The organism is Pseudomonas sp., from assembly GCF_035497915.1.
Classification (GTDB): Bacteria; Pseudomonadota; Gammaproteobacteria; order Pseudomonadales; family Pseudomonadaceae; genus Serpens.
On the sequence record NZ_DATJCS010000017.1, the window covers coordinates 1 to 13496 of the forward strand.

12 protein-coding genes and 1 pseudogene are annotated in these 13496 nt (G+C 50.1%); 1 reads left to right on the plus strand and 12 read right to left on the minus strand.

Features of this window, described 5'->3' with window-relative positions; all coding sequences use genetic code 11:
- Positions 1–145: 145 nt before the first annotated feature.
- The 9 genes from rfbD to VL129_RS05855 form a co-directional block, all read right to left on the minus strand.
- Entirely contained in the window at positions 146–1021 is an 876-nt protein-coding gene (rfbD, locus tag VL129_RS05815) for a dTDP-4-dehydrorhamnose reductase (protein ID WP_325411022.1), read from the minus strand.
- Positions 1022–1024: 3 nt separating this feature from the next.
- A complete protein-coding gene (gene rfbC, locus VL129_RS05820) occupies positions 1025–1561 on the minus strand; it encodes a dTDP-4-dehydrorhamnose 3,5-epimerase (RefSeq protein ID WP_325411024.1) in 537 nt (178 codons plus the stop codon).
- A gap of 94 nt (positions 1562–1655) precedes the next feature.
- A complete protein-coding gene (rfbA, locus tag VL129_RS05825; protein WP_325411027.1) occupies positions 1656–2534 on the minus strand; it encodes a glucose-1-phosphate thymidylyltransferase RfbA in 879 nt (292 codons plus the stop codon).
- Positions 2531–3595 (minus strand): dTDP-glucose 4,6-dehydratase, encoded by a 1065-nt coding sequence (gene rfbB / locus VL129_RS05830; protein ID WP_325411029.1) that lies wholly within the window; start codon positions 3593–3595, stop codon positions 2531–2533. Before rfbB ends, rfbA begins: the two co-directional genes overlap by 4 nt.
- 53 nt (positions 3596–3648) lie before the next feature.
- Positions 3649–5052 (minus strand): mannose-1-phosphate guanylyltransferase/mannose-6-phosphate isomerase, encoded by a 1404-nt coding sequence (locus VL129_RS05835; RefSeq protein WP_325411030.1) that lies wholly within the window; start codon positions 5050–5052, stop codon positions 3649–3651.
- A 55-nt stretch (positions 5053–5107) separates the two neighbouring features.
- Entirely contained in the window at positions 5108–6235 is a 1128-nt protein-coding gene (locus tag VL129_RS05840; RefSeq protein WP_325411032.1) for a DUF1972 domain-containing protein, read from the minus strand.
- A gap of 12 nt (positions 6236–6247) precedes the next feature.
- Positions 6248–7390: a glycosyltransferase family 4 protein gene (locus tag VL129_RS05845; RefSeq protein WP_325411034.1), complete on the minus strand. Its 1143-nt coding sequence runs from the start codon at positions 7388–7390 to the stop codon at positions 6248–6250.
- A gap of 18 nt (positions 7391–7408) precedes the next feature.
- On the minus strand, positions 7409–8335 hold the full coding sequence (locus tag VL129_RS05850) for a hypothetical protein (protein ID WP_325411036.1): 927 nt from the start codon (positions 8333–8335) through the stop codon (positions 7409–7411).
- A 455-nt stretch (positions 8336–8790) separates the two neighbouring features.
- A complete protein-coding gene (locus VL129_RS05855; protein WP_325411038.1) occupies positions 8791–10128 on the minus strand; it encodes a hypothetical protein in 1338 nt (445 codons plus the stop codon).
- Positions 10129–10285: 157 nt separating this feature from the next.
- On the opposite strand from VL129_RS05855, the pseudogene VL129_RS05860 reads away from it, so the two are divergent.
- Positions 10286–10654 (plus strand): annotated as a pseudogene (locus tag VL129_RS05860) (IS30 family transposase); the annotation flags it as partial.
- Between the two features lie 131 nt (positions 10655–10785).
- On the opposite strand, the gene pseI reads toward VL129_RS05860, so the two are convergent.
- From pseI to pseG, 3 genes are read right to left on the minus strand one after another with little or no spacing between them, the layout of a single operon-like run.
- Positions 10786–11859, minus strand: coding sequence for a pseudaminic acid synthase (pseI, locus tag VL129_RS05865; protein ID WP_325411040.1), 1074 nt, complete (start codon positions 11857–11859; stop codon positions 10786–10788).
- A gap of 11 nt (positions 11860–11870) precedes the next feature.
- Positions 11871–12353: a UDP-4-amino-4,6-dideoxy-N-acetyl-beta-L-altrosamine N-acetyltransferase gene (gene pseH / locus VL129_RS05870; protein ID WP_325411277.1), complete on the minus strand. Its 483-nt coding sequence runs from the start codon at positions 12351–12353 to the stop codon at positions 11871–11873.
- 37 nt (positions 12354–12390) lie between these two features.
- Positions 12391–13494 (minus strand): UDP-2,4-diacetamido-2,4,6-trideoxy-beta-L-altropyranose hydrolase, encoded by a 1104-nt coding sequence (pseG, locus tag VL129_RS05875; protein WP_325411043.1) that lies wholly within the window; start codon positions 13492–13494, stop codon positions 12391–12393.
- Between the last annotated feature and the right edge of the window lie 2 nt (positions 13495–13496).

The window sequence follows — 13496 nt, forward strand, 5'->3', positions numbered from 1 at the left end:
CGGCCAGCGCCAGGGCTTCGTCCTTGTAGGCCTGGGAATGACGGGTACGAGTTTGCTTCATCGGATTTATGGGTCTTGCCATGGTTCACCTCGTCGCAGTTTATCGCTTAACGGGGTGTCCACTGGAACTGGGCAAGATCAGCCCTCACGACAGCTCGGCCAAAACCGCTTCCAACTCGACTCGCCAATCCGCAGGTTCAATACCATGAGCCTGCCGAAGCAACGAACAATCCAGCACCGAGCTGGCCGGTCGCCTGGCCGGAGTTGGATACTGCGCGGTGGTGATGGCATGCACAACGGGCTGCCGCGCCAGCACTCCGGCCTGCTGGGCCTGCTGGAAGATCTCCACGGCAAATGCATGCCAGGAGCACGCCGGCGTGCCGCTGTAGTGATACAGCCCCCAACGCAACTTGCCCTCTAGCCGGTACTGCTCCGCCAATGCCCACAGGGCCCGGGCAATACTGGCTGCGGAGGTTGGGCAACCTTGCTGGTCCGCCACCACCGAAAGCTCGCTCCGCTCGCGCCCCAGCCGCAGCATGGTTTTCACGAAGTTGTTGCCGTGGGCGCCAAATACCCAACTGGTCCGCAGGATCAGATGCCGGGAACAGGCATCAGCCAACGCCTGCTCGCCAGCCAGCTTGCTGGCACCGTACACACCGGTCGGGCCCGTGGAATCACTTTCCCGGTAGGGCGTTGTGGCATCGCCGGCAAACACATAGTCGGTGGAAATATGCAGCACGGGAATGCCCAGTTGCTCGGCGGCACGCCCCAGGTTTGCAGGGCCGTCCCGGTTTACCGCATAGGCACGCCCGGGTTCGGACTCGGCCTTATCGACTGCCGTATAGGCTGCCGCGTTGATGATCAACTGCGGCCGCAAGCGATCAATTTCCCGCCCTACTGCCGAGGCATCGCCGATATCCAGTTCAGTTGAACCCAGGCCAACCACTTCGCAACCTTCGGGCGCCAGACGCAACAGCTCGTAACCCACCTGACCACGAGCGCCAGTTATCAGTACCCGCATCGCTTACCTCTCCAACAGCTGGCGCAGGCTCGGGTTCTGCTGGTCCTTGGCGGACAGTTGCGGTGTGTCGATCGGCCACGGAATACCCACCTCAGGATCATTCCAGAGCAGCCCGCCTTCATCCTCGGGGAAGTACAGATCGGTGCACTTGTAACAGAAGTCGGCAACGTCACTGAGCACACAGAAACCATGGGCATAGCCCGGTGGAACCCAGAGCTGGCGGTGGTTCTCGTCGTTCAGTTCGACGCCCACATACTGCCCGCAGGTTGGCGATGCCGGATCAATATCCACGGCTACGTCGTACACCGCCCCACGGGCCACGCTGACCAGCTTGCCCTGCGGACGAGACTTCTGGAAATGCAGCCCACGCAGAACCCCCCGCTGCGAGCGAGAATGGTTGTCCTGAACGAACGGCAGATCGATCCCCGCCTCGCGATAGCGCTCGACCTGGAACGTTTCCAGAAAGAACCCGCGATGATCCCCAAATACGTTGGGCTCAATGATCAGCACCCCGGGAAGCTTCGTTTCAATAACCTTCAAAACTGTACTCCTGCCCGCGACGAAGCCGGCGTCGTCACCTGTAGGGCCGGGTTATCCCGGCCGATGGAGCCGAATCCCCATACAACCCGACCGCTCAGAGAGCGGGCGGCATCACCAACAACCGCTGCAAATACTGCCCATACCCCGTCTTGCTCAAGGCTTCAGCCTGTCGGACCAGCTGCTCCTTGCTCAGCCACCCCTGGTGGTAGGCAATTTCCTCCAGGCACGCCACCTTCAACCCCTGTCGCGCCTCGATGGTCTGCACGAAGTGGCTGGCCTCCATCAGCGAATCATGGGTACCGGTATCCAGCCAGGCAAAGCCGCGACCCAACAGGCTGACATGCAGATCACCGCGCTGGAGGTAGGCGTTGTTCACATCGGTGATCTCCAGCTCGCCACGTGGCGAGGGCTTCACCTGCTTGGCGATTTCCACCACCGAGTTGTCGTAGAAATACAGCCCGGTAACCGCATAGTTGGATCTGGGCGCCTTGGGCTTCTCCTCAATGGAGACAGCCTTGCCACTGGCATCGAACTCAACGACCCCGAAGCGTTCGGGATCGGTCACGTGATAGCCGAACACGGTGGCGCCATTCTTGCGGCTGGCAGCCTCGCGCAGCATGGCGCTGAAACCGTAGCCGTAGAAGATGTTGTCACCGAGGATCAGGCAAACGCTGCTGTCGCCGATGAACTCCTCGCCGATCAGGAATGCCTGGGCCAGCCCATCCGGCGAAGGCTGCTCGGCATAACTCAAGGAAATGCCGAAATCCGAACCATCGCCGAGCAACTTGCGAAAGTTCGGCAGATCGTCGGGGGTGGAGATCACCAGGATCTCACGGATCCCGGCCAGCATCAGCACTGACAACGGGTAGTAGATCATCGGCTTGTCGTAGATCGGCAACAGCTGCTTGGACACGCCGCGCGTGATCGGATGCAGACGGGTGCCAGAGCCGCCGGCCAGAATGATGCCCTTCATGCCTTCTCTCCCAAACGACCCAGTTGATAGCTGCCGTTCAAGACACGCTCCCACCACTGGCGATTATCCAGATACCACTGCACCGTCTTGCGGATACCGCTCTCGAAGGTTTCCTGTGGTTTCCAGCCCAGCTCGCGCTCGATCTTCGAGGCATCGATGGCATAGCGACGATCATGCCCCGGCCGGTCCTTCACGAAGGTAATCAGCTCCTTATAGGAACGACCATCGGCAGCGGGCTTCAACTCGTCCAGCAGCGCACAAATGGTCTCGACGACTTCAAGGTTGCGCTTCTCGTTGTGGCCACCAATGTTGTACGTCTCGCCGATTTCGCCACGGGTCACCACCTCGACCAGCGCGCGGGCATGGTCTTCCACATACAGCCAGTCACGAACCTGTGAGCCATCGCCATACACCGGCAGCGGCTTGCCCGCCAGGGCGTTGAGAATCATGTGTGGAATCAGCTTCTCGGGGAAATGATAGGGGCCGTAATTGTTCGAGCAGTTGGTGACGAGGGTCGGCAGCCCGTAGGTCCGCTGCCAGGCACGTACCAGATGATCGGAACTGGCCTTGGAGGCCGAATAGGGAGAGCTGGGGGCGTAAGGCGTGGTTTCGGTGAACAGATCATCGGTGCCTTCCAGATCGCCATACACCTCATCCGTGGAGATGTGATGGAAGCGGAAGGACGCTTTCGACTCAGGCTCAAGAGCGTTCCAATAGCGCCGTGCAGCTTCCAGCAACGTGTAGGTACCGACGATATTGGTTTGAATAAAGTCAGCAGGCCCATCGATGGAGCGATCCACATGGGACTCGGCTGCCAGATGCATCACCGCTGTCGGCTGGAACTCGACGAAAACTCTTTTCAATGCTTCTGCATCACAAATATCTTCCCGATAAAAAGTATACCTCGGCGAAGAAGAAACTGAGATTAATGACTCGAGATTACCTGCATAAGTCAGCTTATCGAGGCAGGCGATTTTATAATCAGTATTATCAATCAAAAAGCGCACAACAGCAGAACCAATAAAGCCGGCCCCACCGGTAACCAAAATAGCCTTAGACATAACAAACCTGTCAATATTTAAAAACAAAAAATGCAAGTAGAAAAACCAACCCTTTAGATTCTCCCATACTTATCGTCGAAACGAACGATATCATCTTCACCCAAATACGATCCGGATTGGACCTCAATCACTTCAAGGGGGATCACCCCAGGATTTTCCAAGGAGTGAACCTGCCCAACAGGTATATACGTAGACTGATTTTCGGCAACCAAATATGTATTATCACCATTAGTCACCTTGGCAGTTCCACTGACCACAATCCAATGTTCAGCCCGATGGTGGTGCATTTGAACTGAGAGCTTTGCACCTGGGTTAACTGTAATCCGTTTAACCTGATAGCGATGACCATTGTCGACAGCTTCATAGACACCCCAAGGCCGATATACCTCTCGATGATTGAGATGCTCATTGCGATCTTCCGCCTTTAGCCGCTCCACAATCATTCTAACGTCTTGGACTTCCGATTTCCTCGCTACGAGAACGGCGTCTTTCGTCTCGACAACCACTAGGTCATCGACCCCCAAAGTTGTGATTAGACGGCTGTCACCATGCACATACGAATTAGTCGTCTTGATGCCTATCACATCACCCTTGAAGACGTTGCCGGCCTCGTCTTTTATACCTACATCCCAAAGCGCCGACCAAGAGCCGATATCACTCCAGCCCGCATCCAAAGGAACCATCACCGCCTCAGTCGTTCTCTCCATAACTGCATAATCAATCGATTTATCGGGGCAAGCCAAAAAAGCCTTACTATCAATACGAGTGAAATGCATATCTTGGGTACCGCCTGCCAAAGCACTCCTGCATGCTGCCAGAATTTCAGGGTGAAAACGCTCCAGCTCCGCAAGGTAGCGACTAGCCCGAAACATAAACATCCCGCTATTCCATAGGTGATTCCCGCCACGCAAATATTCTTGCGCTGTATGTATATCGGGCTTTTCTACGAAACGACTTACAGCAAATCCGGCCCCAACCGGAGCACCCTTTTCAATGTAGCCATAGCCTGTTTCGGGATGCGTTGGTACGACCCCAAAAGTAACTAGCTTGCCTGCTTCCGCCAAAACTTGGGCAGCACGAACGCTGACGTGGAACGCGGCTACATCTTGAATCAAATGATCAGCAGCCAGCACCAGAAGGATTGGATCACCCACCTCGACGGCCTGCAATGCAGCTAAAGCAATTGCCGGAGCAGTATTCCTACCTGCCGGTTCTAGCATAATGGCGGCTTGCTCCATACCCAGCTGACGGAGCTGCTCGGCTGCTAAAAAACGGTGTTGTTCATTACATATTAAGCAGGGCGGGGAGATATCGAGCCCCTGCAAACGAATTATTGCGGCCTGGAGCATAGATTTCCCCATTTCGCCCAACTCCAAAAATTGCTTCGGATTGAGATGGCGCGACAGAGGCCATAGCCGCGAACCGGAACCACCAGCCATAATGATTGGGTAAATCATACTATTGGTGCCCTATCTCTAAAGAAAAAAATAATAGCTTCAAAAGCATAATAAGCTATGAGTCTTTTTTACTACCCATCGGATGCCAGGCAGATAGAAGAACTTCGTATTCGTGTAAAATACTTTCCCAGGTAAAACATTCGTTAAACCTGGCGCGACTAGCATCTTTCATATTTTTTATTGAAATATCATCCACCGCCAACATTCGCTCAAATAGCGAAGCAAGACTAGTCTCATCTTTAAAATAAAGGGCGCCCGAACCAGAGACCCACCGATTAAATGGATTGTCATGTGCAATAATTGCACACCCTGCCCCCAAGGCTTCAACTAAAGATGGATTAGTCCCGCCAACACGATGCCCATGCAGGTAAAATCGACTAAAAAAACGTAAAGCCTGAATAACTGCCGAGTCATAGATAGCGCCAGGAAAGATAACCTCATCACTGGCGGCTTCCACCACCAAACGATGAAACTCATTGACGCCTGGAGTAAAATTCCCCAAAACTATCAACTTATGATCTCGTCGTTGACGACTAAACGCCCGCACCATTTCTAGAAACGAATTTTCAGGTTCCGGGCGAGCAATAATCACGGAGAATTGATCAGGTTCTACCCCAAACCGTTTAAGAATTTCAACATCGGCAAAGCGAATTTCATCTCCACCATAGGGGATCATAGAAATTTTCGATCCATGTACACGCGTAGCCAAGTGCTCTTTTATTTTGGGATGATCGGCCACGAGATGATTGCCTATCCAGCAGCCTAGACGCTCATTAATCCAGAACCAAGCTTTTGCCAATGCCCCCCATTTTTCGCGCCGCCACTCAATTCCATCCATGTTAATTATATTGATCTGTCCTTTCAATCGCTGAAAAGCATTAAAAATAGCCGTATTATATCCCAGCGTTAAAAATAACCCATCGCTTTTTAGTGCATGTAGAATAGCACGAAGATCAAATAGGACAGTGCCAAGCGCACCAGTTTGTTTCACAGGAACATGAATACGGTGAATATTTCGCCATTTGCTTTCAGTAATATTCCCGACACCTTCCTCTTGACAATAAACAGTTACGCTCCATCCTCGGGCCACCAGATGAAGCGCTAGGCGCTCAGCAAAAGTCTCGAATCCACCATGCGATGCGGGTATACCGCGAATCCCTAATATAGATAATTTCAACTTCAAGCCCGGTACCATTCAGAGTGAGAAATACTTTCTATACGAATCAGCAAGAATCTCAGCAGAGACTCTCCAATCAAATTTATCGATATGCTTTAAACCGCAAGAGCGCAACTGATCGACTTTAATTTCTCCTGATAAAATTCTTTTCATCCCATTAGCTATGCTCTCTACATCTAGTGGGTCTACGAGCTCCGCAGCTCTGCCTGCCACTTCAATTAACGAAGTGGTGCTGCTCGTGATGACTGGAACGCCGCTAGCTAAGGCCTCGACTACCGGCATTCCAAATCCTTCAGCAATGGCAGGAAAAACAAAAAGCCTGGCATTCCGGAGCAGGATTGGCAATACATCGTCGTTGACATTTTCTAGAAAAATTACCTTAGCTGAAATGCCAAACTTTTCTGCAGCCGCAAGCGCTGAATCATAGCCAAAATCCTTTTGGCCAACGCAAACAAGCGGAGGAGCGTTTTCTCCGATCTTCGAATACGCCTCAATCAAGCGCAAGTGATTTTTTCTCGGCTCTAGCCTGCCAATTGTCAAAATATAATTAGACGAGACAAGACCAAATTTCGCCAGCACGCCTTCCGGATCTATATTCTTATCAGGATGAAATCGACTGCGATCCACACCGTTATAAATAACTTTAATTTTCTCAGGGCTTATTGAGTAGCAACGCGAAATTTCCGACCTGGAATACTCGCTTACCGTAAATAATAATTTAGAGTTCCGCGCGGCGTACCTAAACAAAAATTTTGACTGCCACGTGAACAACTTTGGAAAATACTCCGGATGGGTTTCAAAGAGAACATCATGTATTGTACAAGCGCAATCACCCAGTGGATAAATAGGAATTCTATACTGGGTGTGAAGCAGAGATATTTTATTTTTAAACCTAAGCCATGGCAGCTTAATGAAAAGCCTAACAACTCCAGAACAGGGCCGCATGCGCACTAAAGTTACATTACCCCTATTAAACTCTGGATGCTCGCTCAGTAGATTTTCAACCTTATCCAGAAAAAAGAAGAAGCGAACTTCTGGCAAAATGCAAACAACCAATTTAAACAATGCTATTACATGACTTCTGCTCCCCTGATAAATACCATCGTAAGCATGGAAATCCACTCCAACGGAAGGGCTTATTTTTTTTGTGGAATCTTTCATCGATGCCTCGGTCCTTAACTATTCTTGACGCAAAACCGTACGCTCCGGCAAGAAAGCCGTAGCCAGCAGCAGAATAACGAAATAATGCACCCCCATATCAGGGACATCAGTGCCTGTCATTTGAATTAAAAAGCCTACCAAGAACATAAGCCCGAACATAGTCCTTTTGAATAAAAGTTCAAAAAGAGAAAGTATGAAGAAGATAAAGCCCAGAAAACCAACCTCTGCCATTTGAATATAAATGAAAGCATCCGAGACTTTTTTATAATACACCTCACCAACAAGCACATTTCTGTCTATCAAATCGGATTTTAGAAAGCCAATACCTCGCCCCAAGGGATTTTCAAAGAAAGAATTAATGGAGTAATCCTTAAAGCCACCCCGTTGAGAAAGTGCATTTCCATCTTCGGACAATATATTAAAAGAACTCAACGTTTTTTTTGCCTCATCCCCCCCAAACATTGAATATGAGACAATAGAGATAACACCCACCAAGAATAATCCCAACAATCTAAAAACTACACTAGGTAATGTTTTTGAGTGATATAGGGATGCTCCCAAGATCACGCAGGCCCAAAGCACCATCGCGCCTCTTGACATACTTAGTATCACGGCAAGCGAAGCAATAATGATATCGATCTTTTTAAATTTATAATCTGGACTAACTATGGCAATCAATAGATACAAAACGCCAAATATTCCTTGTATTCTAAAATCCCAAAAAGGCCCCAGCATACGTGGGATACCAAATAAGACTAAAGACTGACCCTCAACCGGCTTAGAAAAAACGTCCCCGCTTGCAAGCAGATCATAAGATAGATCCAAATAATTTTCCGTGAAATACAAAAAAATCGCCGTCAAAAACAAGAATCTAAAAAACAAGATAAGCTCTTTTCCTTGAAGCGGGCCTTTTAAAAAAACTAGCGTTCCGAATAGCATTAGCATCGGCACAACCCTAGGAAAAAAGTACTGAGCACTCGTTAAAGGGCTGGGCAACATGTAGATAAGCAGAAATATTATATAAATAGCAGTAAGCCAATACTTACGAAAAAGCTTAACCTCGAAGGAGCACCTGCTAACACTGAAGTTTCTTAATAAATATAATGCTAGCGGCAAATATCCAGAAAGAAAATTGAATAAACTATACGCAGCGGAATTTCCGAATACAATAAACCCATTCAGACATTTCGAAAAGACAATCAGAAACACCACAGGGTAGAATTTGTTATTTATTAGTAAAATCCAATAAGAAGAGAATAGTATTATGGCATTTAAGATGGGCGCTAGCGGCTTGTGGATATATAAGCTAGCGTAGCTTAAACAGAAAAGAGAGATATATAAAAAAAACCACGGCGCGCGGAACACTGGCCGCGCACCCTGAAGCGGCAAAGAATCGTTAGTCATCCGCCTAAGCCCAGCAGTTTAATAAAAGAATCAGCAACATTTTTTATGTTATCAGGATCCACACAAGAAGGATCGGAGTTGGGATCCCCAATTTTCCCACAGAAACTATTAGAAACTATATAATTCTTAACTTCACAATCATTGCCAGCTTCAAGCTCAACCTCAAGCAAACTAGAAGTTCTCAATAGCTCCAGATCCAGTTTTTTGCACATCGAAAATTTGTTGAAAAAACATGGCGAAAAAGTAAGCGCTTTAACTCCAAGAAGCGCCGCTTCGTAAGCAACTGTTCCCGAAACAGTTATAACAAAATTTGCATTCCTTATCAAAGAATGGGAGTCCTCTTTTGGATCTATCAGGATAACATCAGCGAGTCTCGATATATTTCGGTAAAAAGCTAAAGATCGATCTCCTATGGCATTAGAGTGCTCTTTAACAAGCAATTTCCAGCCATCTGGGAGACCCCTCCACACGTTTAATATATTGGAAAATTGGTCGTCATAATACCGACCGATTACGTCAATAGAAGCTTCGGGCTGTTTGTGTAACGCGATAAATATGTATTTTTGCCGAGAAAGCTGTTCAGTGAACTTGTAAAAATTAACAAATCGAATCAAATCTCTATTCAACTCCTCGGAAGCATTTTTCCGAAAGGATACCCAACGACTTACTGTCACAGTGGGATCAAGTGGATCTATATTTTCGCGAGTGATGTACCTCCGAACTCTATCTACTCTCGATTTAAAACTACGAGCCGCACTTACTCTTTTATCATTAATTTTCAGGTAATCCGGCTTAGCCACCTCGAAAGATACTTGCTCCCCTCTATAATTTAATGATGAACCCACCTCATAAAATTCAGATTGATACTCGTCTTTAAAGAATGCAAACCTTCCGTTAGGAATACGAATGGTGTGCGGACACAAATATTGGGCACCCATATCTTTATTGCAATCCAATAATCTATGAAACAGAATTTCATGCGCCCACGTAGTCTCTCCAAACACAAACTTAATACAATTTTCTTTTACAAAGTCGGAGAACGGCTTTTGGATATTTCTCAAATAATCTTTTGCCCACCGACCCTCGTAACGCAATACGCGATCCCCATAAATAAGTTCATTTAATTTAAATTCACTGATAATTGGTTGCCGAGACTTGCTATTTAGCTTGTTTATGTAGAGGATTCTTTCTTTTGGGTAGTGATTGCATAGAAAATCAAAAAGCTTGCGATTAACCACGATCCAGAAAATATTTACATCTTGCTTTTCAAGACACTTTGCAACCTCATGAAAAAAATAAGTCTTATAAAAGTTCGCAACGAAACAGATATTCATAGCTATACGCCCAGCTATATTAATGGAATTTCATATGTTACAGGACTACAAATTAATTATGAACTTCAGCGCATCTGGGACTTAATCTCCCAAAAAATCGTCCCCATGCAGGTAACAGCCAGACGAATCTATATTTAATCTAGATCAAACGCTCTTGGCTCAAGGGGGCTTCAGCGCGGCACTCAATCGCATGCCGCTGGTGATGCGAAAGAGCATGACCCACGACCAAGGCCGGGAGATGGCGCGGCACGCAAACTGACGCAGGATGGGGGTGGCGATTTATTTCTGCGATCCGCACAGCCCTTGGCAGAGCGGCAGCAACGAGAACATCAATGGACTGAGTCAGTACCTGCCCAAGAACACGGACCTGTCGGTACACAGCCAGGAGGAACTGGATGCCATTGCCCTGCAATTGAGCATGCGCCCCCGCAAGCGCTTCGACTACAAGTGCCCGATCGAAGTCATGAGCGAGGTCGTGCAGAAAGCGATCGCTATGCGGCATGATGCTCCGGCTTCAATTCAATGACTGTGTTGCACTCAGTTTCTGCATCCGCCCCTCTTCCTTCAAAAATCTTCAAAATAAGATAGTCCACGTTAAGAAAACGGATGTTAACAGCCCAGGCCACCTGAAAGCCGTATCGGCCTCTAGCTATTCGCTTATAAATTTACCGACGAATCCACTATGACATCACTTATCACTGCGGTTTCTCTGTAGACATCTCGAGAAACTTTCTTACCCAAAATAATGCTTTTGTATTTTGGCGCCAAGCCAAAACCCGGCCGTACGCTACGTATCGAATCCTCTGTAATTACGTCGCCAGCCTTTAAATCTTTAACAAAGTATAATGAGCGGCGGAATTTTGCATTTCCCTGCTCACTGGATTTTCGTCCGTAGTCCACTTTACCAAGAGCCGCCCATGCTATCTTGCTGTCACGACAAAGCATTGCTAACTCGGCAGGTTCAAGCGAGAAGCTATCGTCTGGGCCGCCGCCACTGCGATCAAGCGTGAAATGTTTTTCGATGATCGAGGAGCCCAGTACAACGCTGGCGATGGCCGTGGTGTTGTCCAAGGTGTGGTCGGAAAGTCCCGTAACCAACCCGAAGCGCTGCATCATATCGGGGATTGTGCGCAGATTGTAATCCTCCGCCGGAGCCGGGTATCCACTAACGCAATGGAGAATCGCCAGCTCCTTGCAACCGCCTTCACGTGCGGCGTCGATGGCTTCCTGGATTTCCTCGGCGTCCGCCATTCCAGTCGAGATAATCATTGGCTTGCCAGTGCTGGCTACATACTTGATCAATGGCAGGTCGACGGCCTCGAAGGAGGCAATCTTGTAGGCAGGCGCATTGAGATCTTCCAGCAGATCGACGGCCGTATTGTCGAAGGGCGAGCTGAAAATCGTGATTTCGTGCTTGCGGGCATGCTCGAATAGCGGCTTGTGCCACTCCCAGGGCATGTGAGCTTCTTTATAGAGTTGATAGAGGGTCTTTCCGTCCCACAGACCGCCGTGGATCTGAAACTCTTCAGAGTCGCAGTTAAGCGTGATCGTATCCGCCGTGTACGTCTGCAACTTGATCGCATCGGCACCAGCTTTCTTGGCTTCCTCGATAATCTTCAGCGCAGTTTCCAAACGGCCGTTATGGTTGGCGGAGAGTTCGGCAATGATATAGGGAGGCATATCGGCTGCAATTCTGCGGCCCGCGATGCTGATGCTCGGAATTTTGTGCATGGAGTTCGTTCTCAATGGTTCTTTTGCCATTCGCTGGCAAGCAGGCCGAAGCACACCACATCGTGATAATGCTGGCCGTCGAAATGTTGCTGCCGCAGGATGCCTTCCTGCGTGAATCCCAGACTCAAATGAAACTGAATCGACTTTTCGTTATAGCCAAGTGCCTGACCGCAGAGCTTATGAAGGCCAGCACCCTGGAAGGCATACTGTAATGCGGCTTGCCCAAGTTGTCGCCCCGTCCCTTTTGGTGCGTCTGGTGCTGCGTAGAAGCCCCAGTCCGCTATCCCGCCCGTGGCTATCTGATGGATATTTATGAAGCCTAGGGGAGCGGCGTCGTTCTCAAAGATCAACAAGTGCCGACTGCGGTCCTGTGTGGCTCGCTCGAACCAACGGCTATGCTCTTCCAGTGTAATTTCGTGCTGGGTGTACATATAACGTCGGACTTCGGGATGATTGCGCCAAGCCAATACCCTTTCGAGATCAGAGACGACCATCGGGCGTACCGACTGGTGGGTGGTGGATAGGGTCACGTCAGAACTCCAGATGCTGGATAACAGTATCGATACCCTTTCCATCGACGATATCGCAAGCGGACTGGCTCATGGTTTTTAGCAGCATTGGAGATTCAATCAATGGAATGAGCCGACTGAGTAGATGGCGGGCAATGCTCTGTGTTGACTCAATAACCTGCGCAGCGCCCGCCTGCTCAAGACCTTGGGCAACCTGGTGCTGGTTATCGGCTAGCACAACCATGATCGTTGGCAGGCCAAGACAGCAGCGCTCCCAGGAAGTAGCCCCCGCCGCCCCTATCGCCAAGTCACTGTCAGCCATGAGTTGCGCCATGTCTCTGACGCCAACCTTTACCTGCGTTGGCCATGGCATGTTCTGAGCCAACCGCTCCACCTCATTCAGCCAGGGCGCGGTTGCGCCCATCACCACGGAGATTCGGCAATCCACCGGGAGCGCGCATGAACGCAGTGCTTCGAGCACCTGGCCGGTGGCGTTGTCCTTGTCGACACCGCCCATGGTGATCAGCAACTGGCGCAGTTGCGGTTCGGCACGGCGCTGCAGGCTATAGGGGCGCAGCGCGGCGAATTCCGGGCGTAGCAAGGCGTACTGCGAGCCGCACAGCAGGCGGCAACTGGCCGGGACCCAGGCGCGATAATCGTCAGTCTTGCGGGAATAGGTCTGATCCAGCAGCAGGTCGCTTTCGTGCGGCCTGTCAGCCAGATCGTCGATGACCATTAGCCGCCGGTAATACGGTTTGAGGGCTCGCTCCCAGCGGGCATCCAGCGCGTAGTGGTCCATGATCAGCCAATCCGGCTGCAGCTCGGCAAGGATGGCCGCGCAGGCTTCGGCGTCCTGTGCCTGGGTGACACCCAGCCAGTGGCTATGCGCAACCGATTGCGCCGGGTCCGCACGCAGGTCCGCTTCGATGCCTGCGGGCGATTCCGGCAGGGCATGGACGATGTAGCCTCGGCTGCGGACGAACTCGATCAGGTTGCCTGGGTGTGCGCGGCTGATGAACTGGCAGTTCGCCCCGCGCGCAACAAGTGCATCGGCCAGGGTCAGGCAGCGCATCACATGGCCGGTACCGATCTGCAAGGAGGCATCGGCGCGGAAAACGACGTTCATTC